This window comes from Acinetobacter sp. YH16053, assembly GCF_013417035.1.
Taxonomy (GTDB): Bacteria; Pseudomonadota; Gammaproteobacteria; order Pseudomonadales; family Moraxellaceae; genus Acinetobacter; species Acinetobacter towneri.
The window spans coordinates 111,203-131,572 of record NZ_VPEP01000005.1 but is presented as its reverse complement, the minus strand read 5'-3'; the positions used below and the strand labels follow the sequence as shown (position 1 = coordinate 131,572).

Sequence of the window (20,370 nt, the reverse complement as noted above, 5' to 3'; positions counted from 1 at the left end):
AGAGTTGACAGTTGTATGAAATTCTCTATAATTCACTTCCATATTGCGGGAATAGCTCAGTTGGTAGAGCACAACCTTGCCAAGGTTGGGGTCGCGAGTTCGAGTCTCGTTTCCCGCTCCAAAATTTTAAAAAACGCTTATCAAAAGATAAGCGTTTTTTTATGGCTGTTTGTTACAGCTTGCTTGCAGTCAGCTTTATAGATGGGTTTGATCCATAATTTTTAGAGCATTTTCGTTGAAATATGCTTCTGAGCTAGTTCTATCTTTAGCTTTATCTGCAACTTTGAATCAATAAAATAAATAGCCTAAGCTCAAATATGATTGTTTTTCATTTGAAACTCGAGTCAAAAAGCGAGTTAATTAAAACAGCATACAAAAATGCGTTAAAACAAAAAACACACGCAGAATCAAAGTGTAGAATTGCATAGATATGCTAAAATTGCGAAAATTAAATGTGCTTCAATAAATCGCTTTTATTGAGGTGTAGAAAATACTCAATTTAAGTTGAACGTTGAATGCCAAACATGTCAAATACCATTGATTTCCAATCTGTAGCCTTAGACACTTTAAGAATAGAAGAACAAGCATTACAAGTCTTGGCGACGCAAATTGATCAGCGTTTTAGCCGTGCCTGCGAAATCATGTTGCATTGCAAAGGGCGTGTTGTGGTCACAGGTATGGGAAAATCAGGTCATATTGGTCGTAAAATGGCTGCGACGTTTGCCTCTACAGGCACACCGTCTTTCTTTATGCACCCGGGTGAAGCAGGGCATGGTGATTTGGGAATGTTGGTACGGGGTGATGTTTTAATTGCCATTTCCAACTCCGGCAAAAGTGATGAAATTATGATGTTGATGCCACTCATCAAACATCTGGAAGTTCCTCTAATCACAATTAGCGGTGATGATCGCGGGCCGATGCCACAAAATGCTGATGTCGCTTTAACATTAGGCAATATTCAGGAAGCTTGTCCACTTGGTTTAGCACCAACCTCAAGTACGACTGCAACCTTGGCATTAGGTGATGCATTGGCTGTAGCGTTACTTGATGCACGTGGTTTTACTGCCGATGATTTTGCTCGTTCACATCCTGCAGGCGCTTTGGGTAAGCGCCTGTTATTGCATGTGAAACATTTGATGCATACCGGTACAGAATTACCTAAAGTTGCACCAGATACACCAATGAACAAAGTGTTATACGAAATTTCAAACAAACGTCTAGGTTTAACCACAATTGTCGATGAAAATGACGTCTTGTTAGGCATTTTCACCGATGGTGATTTACGACGTTTAATTGATAAACAACAGGGCTTTGATGTGAATTTACAAGTTGGGCAAGTGATGACTCAACATCCTGCAACGATTTCACAAGAAGCACGTGCAGTTGAAGCTTTAGAGCAATTACGTGACCGTAAAATCAATCAGTTTGTGGTGGTGGATGATGCCAATAAAGTCATTGGTGTGATCAGTATGCATGACTTGATTCAAGCAGGGGTAAACTAAACAATGGCATCTTATATTTTATTAGAGCAAGCGCGTCATATTGAAGCTTTGGTTTTAGATGTCGATGGAATTCTAAGTGATGGTTTTGTCACCTTAACCAACAGCGGTGATGAAATTAAATCATTCGATATTCGTGATGGTTTAGGTATGAAACTGGTGCAACAAGCAGGTGTTAAAGTCATTATCATCACGGGTCGTAAAAGTAATATTGTCGAAAAACGCATGTCCGATTTAGGTGTAGATTTGGTCTACCAAGGACGTGAAGATAAAGGCACTGCATTGCAGGAAGCCTGTGCCAAGTTAGGTTTATCACCTGCAGATTGTCTCTATATGGGCGATGACTGGCCTGATCTTTCAGCGTTTTCGATTGCAGGGATGAAAGTCACAGTGCCAAATGGACATATTGAAGTGCGTCGTCGTGCCGATTTAGTCACACAGGCCATGGGTGGGCGCGGTGCGGTACGTGAAATCTGCGATATGATTTTAACCGCCAAAGGTGTGTACCAAAGCTTACTTGAAAAATATCTCAGCATCCCTCATTAATTAAGTCATACATTCAAAGGTTTGAGTTACAGCCCCACTTATGGATACTAAAGTTTTATACGTTACTGCGATTGCAATTGCAGCTGTAAGTGGTGGTTATTACTATTACAGCGGTAAAGGCAAAAAACTGGAAACTGACGCTGCTCGCTCTATGACTTATAGTGCAGAGCAAATTCATCTGACCCAAACAGATGAGCAGGGCAATTTATATGTGCGTGCGCAAATTGACCGTTTAGAGCAAGACATGCAGCAAAAAACCTCTAAGCTGGAAAATTTGAATGCCTCTATGTATAAAGCGGGCGCGGTGGATGCCACTTTTTTTGCTAAACAGGCACAAGGTTTTAATGACAATGAAAAGGTTGTGTTGTCAGATCAAGTGCTAGCAACCAAGTTACTCGCTCAAGGCAAACTGACGCTTGAAACAGTCGAGTTGAATGTGTTTCCTAAAACACGTGAAATCAGTACCGAAAAACAAGTGACTGTACAATCTCCACAGGCTGATTTTATCAGTCAGGGCTTAAAAGCCAATTTAAATGACGGGCAATACGAATTTTTTAATATTCGAGGAAAGTATGAACCATAAATCTAAGCTTACAGCTCCTAAAGCGTTGATAAAACAAGCAGCACTTGTGGGCTTGGCGGTGCTTTCATCGGCAGGTGCATGGGCAATTCCGTCAGACCGCAGTCAGCCTATTACTTTATTGGCAGACCGTGCGACCTTTAGTGAACGTACTGGCGTCACCACTTATACAGGCAATGTGGTGATTGAACAGGGCACCATGAAACTGCAGGCAGATTCGATTGTTGCTAATCTGAACAGCAAAAAAGAAATTAGTGTCATTACGGCAACGGGCAGACCTGCGCAATTCCAGCAAAAGACTGATCCAGCCAAAGGGCTTGCCAAAGGTCAGGCGCAAAAGATTGTTTACAATGCTGAAACAGGCATTATCACCTTAACGGGTGGCGCACTTTTAGAGCAAGATGGAGCCAGTATTCGTGGTAATACCTTGCGTTATAGTATGAACAAAGGCGATGTTGAAGCGATTGGTACACCGAACAAAACTGGTTCTGAAGCGGGTCGTGTAAAAATTGTGATTCCACCATCAAGTTCAAAATCATTCCCGGGAGCGCGTGATTAATGGATCAAACGAGCGCAGCACAGGACAGCGTCCAGCACGGTCAGCAGACTTTGTGTATTAAGCATTTAGCCAAAAACTATAATAAGCGCTGGGTGGTTAAAGACGTTTCATTTGAAATGAAAAGTGGTGAAATTGTCGGGTTACTTGGGCCGAACGGTGCGGGTAAAACCACCAGTTTCTACATGGTTGTGGGCTTGGTGCGTATGGATAAAGGCGAAATCCATTTAGATCAATTGGATTTGTCTGATCTTGCGATGCATGAACGTGCACGTAAGGGTATTGGTTATTTACCCCAGGAAGCTTCTATTTTCAGAAAATTGACCATTGCTGAAAATATTATGGCAATTTTGGAAACCCGCAAAGATTTAAACAAACAACAACGTCAGCAGCGTTTGGCTGAGTTGTTGGCAGATTTTAAAATCACACACATCAAAGATTCATTGGGGATGAGTGTGTCAGGTGGTGAACGTCGTCGTGCTGAAATTGCACGTGCTTTGGCCGCAGACCCTAAGTTTATGTTGTTAGATGAACCGTTTGCAGGGGTTGATCCCATTTCAGTCGGTGATATTAAAGATATCATTCGTACCTTAAAAGATCGTGACATTGGCGTATTAATTACCGACCATAACGTCCGTGATACTTTAGCCATTTGTGAACGTGCTTATATTGTTAGCGAAGGTTCAGTCATTGCAGAGGGTACACCGCAAGAAATTCTGGAAAATGAAATTGTGCGTGAAGTTTATTTGGGTGAAGACTTTTTTGTTTAAAGCTTGAATGTTCTAACCGTTATTGGTTTTCGTATGCTTACTGCATAAGTTGTAGAATAGAAAGTCGTGTAAACATTATTTAACCTTCTATACCTTTGAGGATAGAAGGTTTTTTCATGGTGGTTATCAGTCCAAATAAGCTATAACTCTAAATACGTTAGAGCGCTAAACACGTTATAATTATCAAGTTTTTATTTAACTGGTTGATTGATCTGGAGTGTTATGCCATTTACCATTGCTGCGCCCATCACTTTTGAAGAAGAAATTAAAAAAAGTCGATTTCAGGCAATTGCTGTGCCTGTAGATAATGAGCAAGCGGTAAAAACTTTTTTGGAACAGCAGCGTGATTCATCTACCACACATCAATGTTGGGCATGGAAAATCGGGCATCAATTACGTTTTAATGATGATGGCGAACCTTCAGGTACGGCAGGACGTCCTATTTTAGCCACAATTGAAGGCAATGAGTTGACTAATGTTTTGGTGTTGGTGAATCGTTGGTACGGCGGCATTAAATTGGGCACAGGCGGCTTGGTACGTGCCTATGGGGGATGTGCAGGGCAATGTTTGGCTCTAGCAGAAAAAATAGAACTGATTGAAAAAAAGACCGTGCAATTTTCCTGTCATTTTAATGAGTGGGCAATTTTACAATACGAGCTAAATAGTCAGCAGATTGAGTACAGCGAAGACTACACCGCCGAAGGCGTGTTGGTAAAGGCATTCATGCAAGTCGATCAAATAGACCCTTTAAAACTAAAATTACAAGATATTAGCCGTGGGCGTGAACAACTCAAAATCCTTGAGGATGATCAAGATGACTGAAGCAAATTCACCTGATCCATTATCGAAGTACCGTGAGCAGCATAAACACCGTTTAAACTACATGCCGTGGTTATATTGGTCATTAAAACCTAAACATCGTGTATGGGCAGAAGCTTGGCAGCAGGAATATCAAGCTTATTTAATGGCAATGGAAACGGTGGAGATTGGCAAAAACTGTTTTATTTCCCCTTTGGCACATATTTTTGCAGAGCCGGGGCGTAAAATCAGTATTGGCGATAATACCTTTATTGCAGCCGATTGTACTTTGCATGGCCCTTTAGAAATTGGCAATGAAGTCGCGATTAATCACCACTGTATTTTAGATGGTGGCAGAGTTGGAATTAAGCTTCATGATCAGGTGCGTATCGCAGCATATTGTCATTTATATGCATTTGATCATGGCATGGCTTTGGATCAGCCCATTTATCAGCAAGCGGTGCGTTCACAGGGCATTGAAGTTGGTAAGGATGTTTGGTTAGGTGCGCATGTTGGTGTTAAAGATGGGGTGAAGATTGCGGCACATGCAGTCGTTGGTATGAATAGCATGGTCACCAAAGATGTTCAGGAGCGGGAAATTGTGGTAGGAAACCCTGCCAAATTGATTCGTTATCGTGAGTAAATACGATGCAGCAAGGCTAAATCTTTAAACTTCATTACATTTTTTCATGTCCCTGCAACACGAGTTGTGTTAAGTTAAAAATAACAACTAAAAAATAGCCTGCAAAAGGCAGTAAGAGAGGCAATAATGAAACGTGTAATTGCTTGTATTGATTCTTCGCCTTGTATTAATGCGCTTGCTGAAGCTGCTGCGTGGATTGCAACACAAACTCAACGTGAATTGGTGTTATTACAAGTTTTGGATTATTACCCCGCCAGTTATCATTTGGGGGAAATTAGTGGCGTGATTGGTTTTGAAAGTAATGCCATGTTACTCAAAGAATTAGCCGAATTAGAACAAAAACAAAGTGAATTAGCACTCGATTATAGCAACAATTTATTGCAGCACATTTCCAGTATGATTCAGGAAAAGTTCGGCATTGTACCTACCCACATTCAAGAAAAAGGCGACTTTTTAGAACAAAGTTTTAGTGTGCTGAACGAAGAAGATATTGTGGTGATTGGACGTGTGGGCGAGAAATCTGCTGAACGCAATAAGGCATTAGGCAGTAATGTCGAAAACTTTATTCGTGGTGCAAATTGTACTGTGATGACTGTCGGAGAGCATTTTAAAGCACCAAACCGTTTTATTTTTGCTTATGAATATTCCCCAACTTGTATCAAAATGATGAAGCGAATTGCACAAAGTGATTTGCTTAAATTATTGCAATGTCATTTGCTCTATGTCGGTGATCACCCAGAAGTTTTAAATGAACCTGCAGATTTTTTAACTTCAGCGGGTTTAGATGTGGTGGTGGAATATCGTTATGGCGATGTGGCTGAAAATATCTTAGATTATCAACGTGAACATGGTATTCAGTTGATTGTACTGGGGGCATTTAGTCACAGTAAAATTCACCAATTTTTCTTGGGAAGCATTACCACCAATATTTTCCGTAACTCAACTGTTCCTTTGTTGGTGGCAAAGTAAAAATCGTAAATGATTCAAAAAAGATCATTTCAAAAGATTGTTTAGTTGAACTGATGTAAATGCTTGCTGACTGTCCATGGTTATCCGCATAATTTGTGGATAACTGTATGGACAGTATATGTAACATTATAATATATAATGTAAAATTGCTTTAGGTTGTTTTTTAACCTTGTGTGGACTTTACTTTACAATCGCTAAAGCAAAGCCATCATGTCCTTTGCTGCCTACAGTTTGTAATGCTGTGCACGATAAAATTCGCGAATGATTTTGCATGGCTTTGAACATGTCACGAATCCCTTCAATGCTTGGTTTGTGATTGTCAGGATTTAAAATTTCCCCTGCACGAATTACATTGTCTAAAAAGATAATTGTACCTGAGCGTGAAAGTTTAAGACTCAGTTCCAAATATTCAGGATAGCTTTGTTTGTCGGCATCAATAAAAATAAAATCAAAAGCTTCAGTATCTTCTGGCAGAGCTTTTAGAATTTCTGCAGCACGACCAACTTTTAATTCAACCTTTTGTTTTAATTGAGCGCGGTCAATATTTTCCTGTCCCAAAGCTGCATGGGTATCACGTCCTTCAATCGTGAGTATATAACCATCTTCAGGCAGCGCACGTGCTAGCCACATTGTGCTATAAGCTGCGAATGTGCCCAATTCCAACACACGTTTGCATTGATTCATTTGAATGAGCATTTGTAGCAACATGCCCTGATTTGCCGCAACTGCAAGGTGATCTGGAAAACCTTTGGCATCGGTATTTTCTAAAGTTTGCGTCAAAATTGGGTCTTCGGGAATTAAATGTGATTCGATATAGTGATCGATATCCGTCCACATTTGTTGCATAGCGTGCTCACCTTTGTTGCGATGTGTGCATTGTAAACTTTTCTGCTCAGAGTGCAATTTATTCGCGGAATGGAGCAGGTGATAATCTATTTCGCAATAAAAAAAGAGGTCAATTTGACCTCTTTAGGATTTAATTCTAAACAACACTGAATTAGAAATTACACATAGATGAATGGCGGCTTAAATCTGGCCCCCAAGTTCGATAACCTTGTGTATCAATATGAATTTGTCCTGAAGCGTATAAGCCTAAGCCCATGTTTAAACTTTGACCATATTGCTGCCAGAACTGACACAGTCTGTATTTGGTACTTTCAATATAGGCATAGTCTTCGGCATTCGGGAATTGTGGCCCAATTCTAAAATCAATGGCTGAGTTAAATAAGTGACGCGATGAGTTCGCACCACCTGCACATTGATTCAGTGGTAAATCTCGATAGACAGAAGTGACTTCAAAATCAGTTAAGACTTTAGAGGCGACCAAATATTTAAATACACGCAAGGTAGGCACCTGATTTTGCCACAATTCACGACTTGGAATCATAAATTGCGAACGTCCACAGCGTTGCCAGTCACGTGCGGTACGCATTAATTCAAAACTTGGAATAATATTGCCAACACCGTTGTGTTCCAAGAAGCGTTCATATTCACGAACTTGGCGTAAATTGTCACTCACTGCCACCCATGCATTATACGAATAAGGCACAATTTTAGGTGCTACCTGACGCTCATAGGTGATTTTTTCTTGAGGAATGAAAATTCGTTTTCCATCGGGCGTGGTGATCGTTGTTGTTCTGTTTGGGGTTGAACTACAGGCAACCAAGATAACGGGAACAATGCTGAACGAAAACAGCGCCTTGAAAAATTTCTTCATTAGGCAAATCAGATATTTATTTAAAGTGTCCGTATTCTAATCGAAAATGCGGGTTAAAATTTGAAAATATTGCAATCAAATGTGTGTTTTAGGTATAAAAAAAGATCAGCACAGGGCTGATCTTTTTCACAACAAGACGAACTTACTTTTCTAAGTATTGTAATTTGTCTGGTTTGCCATTCCATTCTTCACGATCAGCAGGTTGATCGCCAATTTGTGTAATGTTTGGCCAAGTCTGTGAAAGTTCAGCATTTAGCTCGATAAACACTTCCTGACCTTCTGGTAATTCATCTTCAGAGAAAATAGCGTTGGCAGGACACTCTGGTTCACATAATGCACAGTCGATACATTCGTCTGGATTAATGACAAGGAAGTTCGGACCCTCGTAGAAGCAGTCTACAGGACAAACTTCAACGCAGTCTTGATATTTACATTTAATACAGTTTTCAGTGACAACAAATGTCATGGCGACAGCTACCTAAAAATATGGTTCTAATTCAGAATAGTCTATTTTAGGCAAAAATCACTACAACTAACAATCGCTTTTACTGATATTTGATATAGACAGTGCTGCTAAATTTGATAAAAGGGGGATAAAACCATCAAAAAAACTTATAAATGACAAAGACTCTCAATTGAGAGTCTTTGTTTAGCTCAAATATTTTAGAAATAACAGCGGCTAAGCGTTCAATTGTTCCTTTAAAGCATACAATTGTTCCAGCGCTTGTCGTGGCGTTAAATTATCGACATCTATACTGCGTAATAAATCTAAAGCAGGTGATGGTTTTTCTACCTCTATTACACGTTCAATCACTTCTGGTTCAGCTGAGCTTGTTGCTGGTGCAAATAGGTCATCTTGAACGGCTAAATTGACATTTTTGTGCTGCTGTTTTTCTAAAATTCTTAAACGGTTTTGCGCTTCTTTAATCACATTGGCTGGAATGCCTGCCAATTTTGCCACTTGCAAACCGTGACTTTGGCTTGCAGGACCTTGTTGAACTTTGTGCAAGAGAATCAGGTTGCCATTCATTTCTTTGGCGGTTACGTGGTAGTTATCCACCCCAGATTCTTTGCTTAATTCGGTCAATTCAAAATAATGCGTTGCAAATAGGCATAAACATTTGATGCGTTTGCTTAAATCCAACACACATGCCCATGCCAAAGATAAGCCATCGTAGGTACTGGTTCCGCGACCAACTTCATCCATCAGCACCAAAGACTGTGAGGTTGCATGGTGTAAAATTTGTGAAGTCTCAGTCATTTCGACCATAAAGGTCGATTTACCTGTCGATAAATCATCGGCAGAACCAATACGGGTAAACACGCGATCAATAGGACCTAATACGGCTGTTTGGGCAGGCACATAACTACCACAATAGCCAAGTAGGGCAATGAGTGCGGTTTGACGCATATACGTTGATTTACCGCCCATATTCGGGCCAGTAATAATTGCCAAACGATGATTGTAGTCGAGTAAAGTATCATTCGGTGTAAAGGCGGTTTTACTCAAGGCCTCAACAACAGGATGACGTCCTGCAGTAATTTTAATTCCAATTTCAGGGCTATATTCAGGGCGTGCCCAATTGCGTAAACGTGCTTGATGGGCAAAGTTTGCCAATAGATCAATTTGTGCAATCGCGCTGCTCATCATTTGTAATTGAGCAATGTCTTGGCGTAACTCATCCAATAGCATTTCAAATAGCATCTTTTCACGGGCTAAAGCACGGGACTCGCTAGACAGGACTTTATCTTCAAAACTTTTTAGCTCTGGGGTGATGTAGCGTTCTGCATTTTTTAAAGTTTGACGACGGATATAGTGTTCAGGTGCTTGCTCGGCTTGGGCGCGAGTGAGTTCAATGTAGTAACCACTGACACGGTTGTAGCCAATTTTTAACGTTGGGATACCGCTTTCTTGGCGCTCTTTGACTTCTAAATCAATCAGGAATTGCCCCGCATGATCACGGATTTTGCGTAGTTCATCGAGTTCACTGTCAAAACCCTCTGCAATGACATTGCCATCACGCAATAGTACAGGTGGGTTTTCTACAATTGCCTGCATCAGCCGTTGATGCAGTCCATGAAAATCGCCCAGTTCTTCATTCAGGTTTTGAATGAGTGCGGATTGTTGTGCAGAAACAATGGGCTGTAAGGCATGACGCAAATAGGGAATTTGCGCACAGGCCTGACGTAGTTGTACCAAATCACGTGGGCGTGCGCTACCGAGTGCGACACGACTCAGCACACGTTCAATATCACTAATTTCTTTCAGTACCAAACGCACAGGCGACTCATGGTAACCTTGTATTAAGGCTTGAATTGCATCCAGTCTTGCATCTAACAATGCCGTGTCACGCAAAGGTTGCATCAAGGTACGACTCAGTAAACGGCTACCCATGGCAGTTTGGCAATCGTTAATCAGTTGGAATAAAGAAGTGCCGTGTTCAAATAATGGTTCAACCAATTCCAAATTACGTCGGGTCACAGGATCAAGCGCAATAAAATCGCTGCTTTGTTCTAATTGAATACTGCGAATATGTGGTAAAGCCGTTTTTTGGGTTTCTTTGGCGTAGTGTATTAACGCTGCCGCTGCTGCTTTGGCTAAGGGCAAATGATCAATACCAAAACCTGAAAGTGACGATACAGCAAATTGATCACAAAGCGTTTTTTGTGCATTGTTCAGGTTGAAATCGACATTTGGGCGTTTGGTCACAGGGCAGTCAAGCTGCTTTTTAACCTGTTCAATAATATTCGGATCGACAATATCTTCATCGACCACAATTTCGCTTGGCATTAAACGAGAAAGTTCAATCGCGAGTTGTTCAGGCAAATAATCCATTTGCTGAACTTTAAAAATCCCTGCACTTAAATCCAGCAATGCGATACCAATTTGGTTTTGCTGTAAGCATAAAGAGACCAAGTTGGAAGATTGATGACTGTTGAGCAAGGCATCATCGGTGAGCGTGCCTGGGGTGATAATCCGTACTACTCCACGCTCTACAGGACCTTTGCCTGTCACCTCGCCAATTTGCTCACAAATTACCACGGTTTCGCCTTTTTTGACCAAGCGAGCGAGATAACCTTCAGCAGCATGATATGGCACGCCCGCCATTGGAATAGGTTTGCCACTAGTTTTACCACGGTGGGTGAGGGTAATGCCTAAAAGTTTGGCAGCTTTGTGTGCATCATCAAAAAATAATTCGTAGAAATCGCCCATGCGATAGAACATTAAAGAATGTGGATGTTCCATCTTCACCCGTAAGTATTGCTGCATCATTGGAGTGTGTGAAGATAGATCAGCCATGATTTCTGTCATGTTCATGCAGTTGAAGTCCTTTAATTTGAAGCGTAATTTAAGTGTAAGTATGTGACTAGCTTATTTTACGCCATCTTAGTCAAATTAGTGAACCTGCATGTCATTGTTGCTCGCTCTCTAACGAGTCGAACATCGAGCGGTTTAAGCTTTTAAATGGATAATATTCAATTGATCGGGTGTGTTAGTGAGCACACAGCCATAAAAAATATCGCCCATAAAATCTAAACCCACAGTTTCAAAAATGATATCGCATAGCTCAAAGAGCTTAGCTGTTGAAAATGTATGATTTGCGAAGTTAAAAGTGAAAATTATTGTGTCATTTGGCTGAATTTTACTGAGTTTTTCGTGTAATTCATCGTTATAAAAAGCATCGAAATTTGATTGTTTTCTATGGATTCATTTAGAAAGTAGTGCATGTTGTAACATTATGCTTTGCATGGTCTTATTTCTAGCTAAAAGCCGTACTTTGGAAAAACTTCATCACAATCAAAGTAAAAAAAGCCATCATCTTTTCAGATCATGGCAAGCTATTATTCAAACTCAAGCTATGTGGAATTTAAAAATTCAAACTATATGACACGCCCAAAATATTTTGGCTCATGCTTAAATTGGCTTCGCCACCACCAAAATCAGCGGGGATAGAGTTGTTACCTTGCACTGTTTCTTTGAGTGCGTGTGTATAAGCCACACTTACATTTTGTTGATCATCGAATTGCCAAGTTGCACCAACACTTAAATGCTCTTGTACCACACCTGGTGCCAAAATATTTAGGAAGGTTTGATCATTTTTAACAGGCTGATCGTTATAGCTATAACCCGCACGTAAAGTCAGTTTTTCTGAGGCTTGATAAGTCGCTGAAATTTTATAGACATTGATGTCATCCCATCCAAAACCAGGACCTTGTGTTGTGCCAAATTTATTGTTTGCGAATAATTGATCCAGTTTATTGCCAACAGAATCTACATCTGAATAATTAATGCGTAAGTAATCTGTCGCGACTGATAAAGCAGGGGTAAGTTGATAATTTAAACCTACACCATAGCTTTCAGGTACGTCAAAATCACCTTGTTTGGCAAATAAACCTTCATATTTCTTAAAGCGGCTGGCATTAATTTTAGATGAATAGCTTGCACCAAGGGTCAGTTTATCATTTGGTTTTGCCGACCAGCCAATACGTGCACCTACGCCGTATGAATCGTCATTGCCACGATCGCTAATTGCCGCACCGTTTGACGAAGCACCACCAAAGACATCACCAGCAAAACCTTGTGCACTAAAACGTTGATATAAAATATTTGCAGCCAAGGCTATAGATTGATTTTCTGCATATTTCCAAGATAAAGCAGGTGAAATAAAGGCTTGGGTTAATGAAATACCTGCGCTTCCTGTATTATCATAAACTGCATAAGGATTATTTTTATAATTGGTATTCATGCCACCATTGCCATAAACCGCAATACCAGCAGTGACTTGTTCATTCACTGGGTGAACATAACCTACATCTGGAATTACAAAGTATTTACGGCTATTGCCATCATACTGACCATTTGCTCCATAACCATTTCCTGTAATTTCAGACTCACGATCTGGAGAGAAAATAGTTAAACCTGCATCAACACGCTTATCTAACCAGCTCAAACCCGCTGGGTTGCTTGCAATAGTCAGACTGTCCTGAAAATTGGCAATGGCTGTGCCTGCGTTTCCTTGAGATTTCACACTATATGCATGCATGAAATATCCTGTTGTTGCAAAAGCAGATGTTGAAAACAAAGGTGCGATAACAGCAATTGAGATAAAAGAAGATAGATATTTCATGAGAATATAGATCGAGTAAAAACAATATATGCGGCAGTATATTGAAAAGTTGTATTCTTGTATTTGAATATAAATTCATATCTTTATTCTATTTTTGAATATATAGCTATGAAACAGCAAGGGTATTCATTCTATATGTATATCAAAATGATGCTTCAACTCTTTTGACCAAAGAAGCTCCCTTGGGAGCTTCTTTATTGATTTACATTGCTTTAATTCATAATTATAAAGTGCTTTATGCCAAGTTTTCTAACACAAATTGTGGCGATTTAATAAATAATCGAATCAATGCTTGAGCAGAGCTCGACGGTTGACGGACACCACGTTCCCAACTTTCTAAAGTTCGGGCAGAGATACACAATTTTGCCGCAAGTTCAGTTTGTGAAATATTCATTTTTTGTCGAACTTTAATGATCTGTTGTGCTAAATCCAAACAAGCCGTTTGCTCTACAGTATGATTCACATGATTATGACTGTGTTGAAGCAGATGCATAGTTATCTCCTCCTTAGGGTCGAATAAACAAGTCAATGAGTTATTAAAATAAGTATTGTCCTACAGCTGCATAAATTTGATACTGCAAAATTTACACTTTAGAGTGAAGCAAAGATGGCAACACTGTAAGAAATGATAAGAAAATTCAAAAGTCAAAACGAGGCGGAGCACGACCTTGTGGTAGAATAAAAAGCGGCTCAGTTTGAAATAGTGTTGGTGTAAACGATGTTTTAAAAGACAAAATCCGAATTTGTGTTCGGATTAACACGTATCTAAGCTTGGTATCTAGTAAGGGAAGTGCAAAGCTATAGACTAAACAATATTCACATTCATGGTTTTCATGTGCATCTTGTTTGGATGATTCATGCGCATGTTGAGCTGAATGCCGTGTGTCAACTTTGTCTGTATGCGGTGAATGAGCCGTATGACTTAGATGAGATTCAGACGTAGATGTGCTGGCTGTGCGTTGTAGAAGATTTGCAGACAGCTGATTTGCAGAGCTTGGCTGATCAAAAAATAATGCTTGGGCAACAGTTTTACAGACAGAGGAAAAATGTTGTTTCTCTGGCAATAAAGGCTGTAGGAATACAGCGACTTGTAACAAGATTGCTGTTAATCCGAGCAATCTTCCCCACATCATCAACACTGCATACGTCTTTTATTGAATTTTCATGTAACACTATAACAAAAAATTTAACTGTTTAATGATAAAGCTTTGTTTATCACATGAACTGTGTAGTAAAAATACTGCTTTACTCAAGTGGTTTTGGGCTAAAGCAATGGATCGTTTCGTAATTTAGTCAATTAAGCTGTAATTGAGATTGTGGGTAAACCAGCTTCAATCCAAGCCTGCATGCCGCCTTGTACAGAAAATATTTTTTCAAAGCCCATACGCTGCAAAGATTGAGTTGCCAAAGCTGAGCGTGCACCTGTACCACAGATCAAATAAATATCTTTTTCAGCTAAATCGGCAAGTGCGCGTTCAACTTCACAGTAATGATTGACAACAGGGTGTTGTGCAATTTTCATTTCGAGCATGCCACGCGGAAAGTTCACAGCACGATCAATTGCACAGGCTTGATGTTCTTCTGGTTCACGTACATCAATCAAAATAATATCAGGATGTTTGCTATACACCTCATAGACATCTTGAACACTCATTTCGGTAATTTGGCTTTTCGCTTCGGTAATCAGTTGATCTGGTGTTTTCATGAAATCACTCACATTTTTTTTGATCCTATATAATATAAACTAATATATTAATTAAGTTTTGATTATTGTTAGCAAATGTGTCTATATGATTTCTCTTTGGAAATAGCCACAGCTAGATAAAATTAGACATGCTATGGTTTAAATCATTTGTTGGAATTTTCAAGTTTTATTTGCTTTGGAGTGTGCAATGTTTAATTTGATGATGTATCTGCCGTGGGGTAAAGTGCCTGAAATAAACGCACAGGATTTGTTACAACAACAGCAAGATGTGCAAATTGTAGATGTACGTACCCGAAAAGAATTTTGTGACAGCCATATTCAAGGTGCGTTGCATTTCCCTTTGAGTCAAATGAATGAATCTAATGTCAAAGCATTATCTTTAGCTCCTACAAAGCCTGTAGTGACTATTTGTCTATCTGCACATCGCAGTATTCCTGCAACCAGAAGATTGGCTAAAATGGGTTATCAGGCATCGCAGTTGCAAGGTGGCATGAAAGCATGGTGGAAACAACAAATGCCATGCGTGTCCTCTCAGGTCAAATAAACAAGTGCATTGAGACTATACTTCAATATGCGCAATGTTGACATTTCTAATGCAGCTGATTGTATAGCTTTGTTAATCTTTGCTTAAAAAATAATATCTTATTTAATTATAAGGTATATACTAGATTTAACACTTTTGTTCGATTGTTCAGGGGACGTAAAATGCCTGCAAGATTTTTTGGAATTTTTCTGGGTTTAATTGCAGCGGTATTAATCATTGGTGGATTATTCATCAATATGATCAGTGGTGAAGCTACCGTCGTAGAATACTGGATTTTATTGTTGCTTCCATGTTTCGGTGTGCCAATTTTATCTGCAGTGTGCCTAAAAGAAATTGATTAAGCACAAAAGTACAAGTTTTCTTTACATTAAAATTGATAGCTGATTGATTCATCGCATTTGATTTTAATGATACAAAAACCCATGAGATCATGGGTTTTTGTTTTTTATAGCAAAAATAGTTGGTCTTGAATCTTTATTTGAATATTTGCAAAGCAGCGTTGCAGAATTGGGCTGTTCAGCAGCCTAGTCATAGTTATATGCTATTAAAATCTAACGACAATATTTAAGCTCAATAACATGCAAGCATTCCATTATCAGGCATTGCCAATCGATGTTCACTTTGGCGTAGGTCATCTGCAAAAAATCCAAGAGATTTTACGTCCTTATGCCTATCAGCGTATTTTAATTATTACTACTGCAGGGCAACAAGCCGCAGGCGAGCGTTTATTGGCACAAATCCAAGACATGGCTGTAGCGGTCTATCCTCATGCGGTGATGCATGTGCCAAAAGAGGTTGCAGATCAGGCCATTCAAGATGTGCAGCGTTTAGGAGTAGATTGCTGTTTGGCATTAGGCGGTGGCTCTGCGATTGGTTTAGCCAAAGCGATTGCCTTAGAAACTCATTTGCCGATTATTGCAATTCCGACCACTTATGCAGGTAGTGAAATGACAGCGGTGTATGGCATCACCGAAAACCAGCTGAAAACCACAGGCAAAGCAGCTCAAGTTTTGCCTAAAGTAGTGATTTATGATCCTGAATTGACACTCAACTTACCCACTGAAATTTCGGCATGTTCGGGCATGAATGCGATGGCACATGCAGTTGAGGCATTATATGCACAGGATAAAAATCCCATTGTAAGTTTAATGGCGCTAGAGGCGATTACTCAACTGGCACAGGCTTTACCTGAAATTGTGCAAGCGCCTCATAATATGCAGGCACGTGAACACGCTTTATATGGTGCATGGTTGGCTGGTGTGTGTTTGGGTTCGGTGGGGATGGCAATTCATCATAAAATTTGCCATAGCTTAGGTGGACGTTATCAGTTGCCACATGCGCAAACCCACGCCATTGTGTTGGCGTATTCAGTGTATTACAACCGACATGCAGATATTGCTGCAATGAATCAACTGGCAGCGGCTTTAAATGTGTCAGATCGGGAACAGTTGGGCTTGGCGATTTATCAGCTTAACCAAGGATTGAATATTCCAATGGCACTTAAAGATTTAGGATTACCCGAAACAGCACCTGCCCAAGTGGCACGTATTATCTGCGATAGTCCATATTATAATCCACGCGAATATGACTATGCCGAATTAGAGGCCTTATTGACCAAAGCTTATTGGGGACAAGCATCAATCTAATACTGCTGAGAAATAGCATGATAGATAAAAAACCGAAGCCACTTAGACTTCGGTTTTTTATTTGCCGTGACGGATTACGGTTTATACAAGCCTAAATCTTGCAAATGTAATCTAAGAATACGTCGCAGTTCCAATACAGCTTCTGGCGTTTCCTGAATGGAATGTCCGCCTTTAATAATTTTTTCTGAAACAGCGCCATCTAAGTGGGCACTGTTGTAATGCACCACATCGTCATTCATTAACAGATGCTCAGTGCTGTCGGTATTATTGCCAATAATACTGTGATATTTAAATCCTTTGACAGGCAAAATATCTTCAGTTAATTCCGTAAATTTGGAATTTTTACTTAAATCACTCGGTCCATTTTGAATGACGCCATGCCCAATTTCTTTGGTTAGATTTTTTAAATCGACTTCATGTTGCTGCAAGGTATCCGCAAACGCGCTTAAAAATGCAGTCGGTAAGCGAATGACTTTACGTGCTGCAAGGGTGAACCAGCGGTCTGCAAACTCTGTACCTTTATGCGGTGCAGCCAAGAATATTGCACGGTTAAAATTGGTGATGGGTTTAAGGCGCAAACGTGCTTGCAACAAAGGATCAGATTTAAAGCGTTCCAGACGTCGGTTTTTAAGCATTTGCATGGCAGGTTGAGTTAAATCAGTATCGCTGACCAACAAACGTGCCAAAATACCACCCATGCTGTGTCCAATTACTACAGCATCTTTTTTGGCTGCAGCAGAAGGACTGACCTGTTTAAAGCCTTGTTGAAGCAAGGCATAAATTTGGAAACGGCTTTCTAAAATTGGCATATTGGTCGAGTAAAACACTTGCCAGACTTGAAAGTTTTCCCGCAATACAGGATCGCCCATAATATCGTTGGTTAAGCGAATCCACGCTTCGGGGCTACTGGCCAAACCATGAATGAGTACAATGACTTTTTTATTCGGATTATACGGCTCAAGTAAGTACAAATGCGGCATACTGAGTCGTTCTTCACGATCAATTAAGGATAAATAAGCCGATTTACCTAAATTATTTTGCGCTAGCCACAAGCCATAAGGTGCAGAAAAGTTAGCTGCAAGCGGGTAGTTCTTTTGTGCAATTTGGGCAGATTCATATTTATACGGATCATAAGCCTTGAGCTTAAAATGCGGCCGATTCAAAATATCTTCAATGGAATTGGCGCTATGTGGTTCTGCAGTGATTGTCGCGGCTAAATAGCGAGCTTGGTGAATATTTGGATTTTTTCCTGCAGGATAATCATATTTTAGCGGATCAATAATATATTTGCTTTTGCTCAGATCATCGTTTGGATTTTCAGGCAATACCACCAGAAATTCAGACCCAAAACCATCACGGCGCGTGACCGAGCGCAAACCCGAAAAGTTCAGGTTATAGGTTGACATCAACTGCTGAATTTTTTGTTGTTTCAGCTGCGGGTAGTACTCAAAATCAATGTCATAAATGCTGTTGCCAACACGAATTTGTTGTTGCAATTCATCGTGTTTATAGCGCAGCGCATAGCTGCTGACCAATTTGGCAATCGCCTGATTATAAAAATCCCGAATTTGGACTTGTCTGTTATCAAAAAGACGGTCTTGCGGCGCACGTTTGGTTTTAAACATGTAGGCGTAACTATAACGAATACTTTGATCGAGCATGTGCAATTGCTGATCTAAACATTGTTCATAATTGGCCTGATGAATTTTTTGTTGTTCTTCCGATCTTTTACTGTTCAGAATACTGATTTTACAGGACGATGAATTTTCCAGTTCAATCGCTTTCGCTAAATATAATTCACTGGCGGTTGAGAGCAGTTGTTCATCCTGAATTTGTGGGATTTGCTTGAGTGCACTCACACATTCTTCAGGTTTTTCGGCACAAATATTGGCTTCACGTCCTGTCATCGACAAGACATTTAAACTGGCTTCACTCAGTTTTTTGCGCGATAAAATACTATCACGTTCATTGGCAATACTAACTTTTAACGCCTGATTTTTAACACTGACCACCTGACAACCAGACAGCAGTGTTGTACTGAGCAATGCAGCAATCACAATTTTATTCATGGAAAGTCTGGCTTAATTTTTAAGATTTTTTTCCATCATACGTTTTTTTAAAGCTTTTTCAATTGCGTAGAAAGCAAAATAGACCGTCGAAACGGTCTATTTTTAGGTATTTTTGTATCGATTTTTTATTAAGTGCGTGGTGCGATCACTTGCCACACATTCCAGCGACCTTGCTTTTCAATTTCAGCAATCAAACGGTCAGCCACTTCGGCTTCTTGCGGGTATTTGATTTTATAGTTTTTCAAAGTTTGTACTGCATTTTTCTTTTGTTCCATGGCAATATAATTGTTTGCCGCAGACAAATAAGCTTCCTGCACACCTGCTTTCATGGCTTTGTCTAAATAAGGAATGGCTTCACGATGACCGCCACCTTCAGACAGACCGAAACCAAACCAGAAATTCGCTTCGGCATCTTCCTGATTAATTTTTAAGATACGCTGCGCATAGTTAAGTGAGCGTGTGGTGTAAACAGAGCCTAAGTCTAGATTACGTGCCATAACACTGGCTTTAAATGCACGCATCAAAATATCAAAAGAGGCATTTTCATTGGCTGCCAAAGTGTCTAATTGTTGAGTCAATTCTTTGAGCTTTGCCTCGAAACCACGACGTTCCTGACGTTCGCTAAAACGTGGTGGATAGTGACGTGCTTTGCCTTCGACCAATTGTAAGAAGTCATCAATTTCGGTGATGTCAATTTCGTTTTCACCTGCCAAAACTGCAAACTTCAAGCTACGGGCATTGTTATTGACCGTAGGTACAATCAATTTGTTTTGATCTAAGGTAATGCTTTTGCTTGGATCATTTGGGTTAGTAACCACCATTTTAGTCACAGGCTGTGCTGCTGCTTTTTGTAGGTTAATTTCAAATGGTGGTGGGGCATCATAATTAAATGGATTTAAGGCATAGAATGGTGCACTTAATTCAGGTTCGGTAAATACGATAGGTGGTTTTACTTCTTGTTTTGGTGGTGCAACACAGGCGCTAACGAGCGTTGCGGCTAGAATACTGAGTGCCAAAGGCTTAAGGGTCATGGTGTTCTTCCGTTCAATTTATTTTAAAAGTGAGAGGTGATTGTGTCGGATTAAAATATTGCATGTCGGTCAGTCTAAGAAATCTGTTCCGAACATGCAATACAATTGAGGGGGCTTAGTTACACAGTGATACGAAGTTTTTTTAAGTATGTAGGATTGATCAAATAA

At 40.0% G+C, this 20,370-nt stretch carries 21 protein-coding genes and 1 tRNA gene; 12 read left to right on the top strand and 10 right to left on the bottom strand.

Annotation, left to right across the window (positions count from 1 at the left end):
• Nucleotides 1–45 precede the first annotated feature (45 nt).
• The 9 genes from FTV43_RS06485 to FTV43_RS06445 all read left to right on the top strand — a co-directional run bounded on the left by FTV43_RS06485 (nucleotide 46) and on the right by FTV43_RS06445 (nucleotide 6,361).
• Nucleotides 46–121, top strand: a tRNA-Gly gene (locus FTV43_RS06485).
• Nucleotides 122–524: 403 nt separating this feature from the next.
• The gene (locus tag FTV43_RS06480) at nucleotides 525–1,502 is read left to right on the top strand and encodes a KpsF/GutQ family sugar-phosphate isomerase (RefSeq protein ID WP_004973067.1); all 978 of its coding nucleotides are present in this window, start codon (nucleotides 525–527) and stop codon (nucleotides 1,500–1,502) included.
• A 3-nt stretch (nucleotides 1,503–1,505) separates the two neighbouring features.
• Complete coding sequence (locus FTV43_RS06475) at nucleotides 1,506–2,045, top strand: HAD family hydrolase (protein ID WP_004973069.1); 540 nt, start codon at nucleotides 1,506–1,508, stop codon at nucleotides 2,043–2,045.
• A 40-nt stretch (nucleotides 2,046–2,085) separates the two neighbouring features.
• Nucleotides 2,086–2,628 carry an LPS export ABC transporter periplasmic protein LptC gene (gene lptC / locus FTV43_RS06470; protein WP_004973071.1) on the top strand — a complete coding sequence of 181 codons (543 nt, stop codon included), beginning with the start codon at nucleotides 2,086–2,088 and terminating at the stop codon, nucleotides 2,626–2,628.
• A complete protein-coding gene (gene lptA / locus FTV43_RS06465; RefSeq protein WP_004973072.1) occupies nucleotides 2,618–3,184 on the top strand; it encodes a lipopolysaccharide transport periplasmic protein LptA in 567 nt (188 codons plus the stop codon). Before lptC ends, lptA begins: the two co-directional genes overlap by 11 nt.
• Entirely contained in the window at nucleotides 3,184–3,951 is a 768-nt protein-coding gene (gene lptB / locus FTV43_RS06460) for an LPS export ABC transporter ATP-binding protein (RefSeq protein WP_179995139.1), read from the top strand. The genes lptA and lptB overlap by 1 nt, the downstream gene beginning before the upstream one ends.
• Before the next feature lie 222 nt (nucleotides 3,952–4,173).
• On the top strand, nucleotides 4,174–4,773 hold the full coding sequence (locus FTV43_RS06455; RefSeq protein WP_096900925.1) for a YigZ family protein: 600 nt from the start codon (nucleotides 4,174–4,176) through the stop codon (nucleotides 4,771–4,773).
• Nucleotides 4,766–5,392 carry a DapH/DapD/GlmU-related protein gene (locus FTV43_RS06450; RefSeq protein ID WP_096900924.1) on the top strand — a complete coding sequence of 209 codons (627 nt, stop codon included), beginning with the start codon at nucleotides 4,766–4,768 and terminating at the stop codon, nucleotides 5,390–5,392. Before FTV43_RS06455 ends, FTV43_RS06450 begins: the two co-directional genes overlap by 8 nt.
• A 126-nt stretch (nucleotides 5,393–5,518) precedes the next feature.
• Nucleotides 5,519–6,361 (top strand): universal stress protein, encoded by an 843-nt coding sequence (locus FTV43_RS06445; RefSeq protein ID WP_096900923.1) that lies wholly within the window; start codon nucleotides 5,519–5,521, stop codon nucleotides 6,359–6,361.
• Between the two features lie 180 nt (nucleotides 6,362–6,541).
• On the opposite strand, the gene FTV43_RS06440 is transcribed toward FTV43_RS06445, so the two are convergent.
• From FTV43_RS06440 to FTV43_RS06405, 8 genes are all read right to left on the bottom strand, one after another.
• The gene (locus FTV43_RS06440) at nucleotides 6,542–7,207 is read right to left on the bottom strand and encodes an O-methyltransferase (RefSeq protein WP_004973089.1); all 666 of its coding nucleotides are present in this window, start codon (nucleotides 7,205–7,207) and stop codon (nucleotides 6,542–6,544) included.
• Nucleotides 7,208–7,358: 151 nt separating this feature from the next.
• Nucleotides 7,359–8,078, bottom strand: coding sequence for a D-Ala-D-Ala carboxypeptidase family metallohydrolase (locus tag FTV43_RS06435; RefSeq protein WP_004973092.1), 720 nt, complete (start codon nucleotides 8,076–8,078; stop codon nucleotides 7,359–7,361).
• Nucleotides 8,079–8,220: 142 nt separating this feature from the next.
• Nucleotides 8,221–8,544, bottom strand: coding sequence for a ferredoxin FdxA (gene fdxA, locus FTV43_RS06430; RefSeq protein ID WP_004973093.1), 324 nt, complete (start codon nucleotides 8,542–8,544; stop codon nucleotides 8,221–8,223).
• 213 nt (nucleotides 8,545–8,757) lie between these two features.
• The gene (mutS, locus tag FTV43_RS06425) at nucleotides 8,758–11,397 is read right to left on the bottom strand and encodes a DNA mismatch repair protein MutS (RefSeq protein ID WP_096900922.1); all 2,640 of its coding nucleotides are present in this window, start codon (nucleotides 11,395–11,397) and stop codon (nucleotides 8,758–8,760) included.
• 550 nt (nucleotides 11,398–11,947) lie between these two features.
• Entirely contained in the window at nucleotides 11,948–13,207 is a 1,260-nt protein-coding gene (locus FTV43_RS06420; RefSeq protein WP_179995138.1) for an OmpP1/FadL family transporter, read from the bottom strand.
• Between the two features lie 235 nt (nucleotides 13,208–13,442).
• The gene (locus FTV43_RS06415) at nucleotides 13,443–13,700 is read right to left on the bottom strand and encodes a DNA-binding transcriptional regulator (RefSeq protein WP_004973099.1); all 258 of its coding nucleotides are present in this window, start codon (nucleotides 13,698–13,700) and stop codon (nucleotides 13,443–13,445) included.
• A 145-nt stretch (nucleotides 13,701–13,845) separates the two neighbouring features.
• Nucleotides 13,846–14,340, bottom strand: coding sequence for a DUF2946 domain-containing protein (locus FTV43_RS06410; RefSeq protein WP_171287380.1), 495 nt, complete (start codon nucleotides 14,338–14,340; stop codon nucleotides 13,846–13,848).
• A gap of 164 nt (nucleotides 14,341–14,504) precedes the next feature.
• Nucleotides 14,505–14,912, bottom strand: coding sequence for a rhodanese-like domain-containing protein (locus tag FTV43_RS06405; protein WP_004973106.1), 408 nt, complete (start codon nucleotides 14,910–14,912; stop codon nucleotides 14,505–14,507).
• A gap of 187 nt (nucleotides 14,913–15,099) precedes the next feature.
• Between FTV43_RS06405 and FTV43_RS06400 the strand changes: the two genes are divergently transcribed.
• The 3 genes from FTV43_RS06400 to FTV43_RS06390 all read left to right on the top strand — a co-directional run bounded on the left by FTV43_RS06400 (nucleotide 15,100) and on the right by FTV43_RS06390 (nucleotide 17,102).
• Nucleotides 15,100–15,456 carry a rhodanese-like domain-containing protein gene (locus tag FTV43_RS06400; RefSeq protein ID WP_179995137.1) on the top strand — a complete coding sequence of 119 codons (357 nt, stop codon included), beginning with the start codon at nucleotides 15,100–15,102 and terminating at the stop codon, nucleotides 15,454–15,456.
• A 161-nt stretch (nucleotides 15,457–15,617) separates the two neighbouring features.
• Nucleotides 15,618–15,797, top strand: coding sequence for a hypothetical protein (locus FTV43_RS06395; RefSeq protein ID WP_096900920.1), 180 nt, complete (start codon nucleotides 15,618–15,620; stop codon nucleotides 15,795–15,797).
• Nucleotides 15,798–16,034: 237 nt separating this feature from the next.
• On the top strand, nucleotides 16,035–17,102 hold the full coding sequence (locus FTV43_RS06390; RefSeq protein ID WP_179995136.1) for a maleylacetate reductase: 1,068 nt from the start codon (nucleotides 16,035–16,037) through the stop codon (nucleotides 17,100–17,102).
• 74 nt (nucleotides 17,103–17,176) lie between these two features.
• On the opposite strand, the gene FTV43_RS06385 is transcribed toward FTV43_RS06390, so the two are convergent.
• On the bottom strand, nucleotides 17,177–19,171 hold the full coding sequence (locus tag FTV43_RS06385; protein WP_004973116.1) for a triacylglycerol lipase: 1,995 nt from the start codon (nucleotides 19,169–19,171) through the stop codon (nucleotides 17,177–17,179).
• 128 nt (nucleotides 19,172–19,299) lie between these two features.
• Nucleotides 19,300–20,202: an ABUW_2363 family tetratricopeptide repeat lipoprotein gene (locus FTV43_RS06380; protein ID WP_154320674.1), complete on the bottom strand. Its 903-nt coding sequence runs from the start codon at nucleotides 20,200–20,202 to the stop codon at nucleotides 19,300–19,302.
• Nucleotides 20,203–20,370 lie beyond the last annotated feature (168 nt).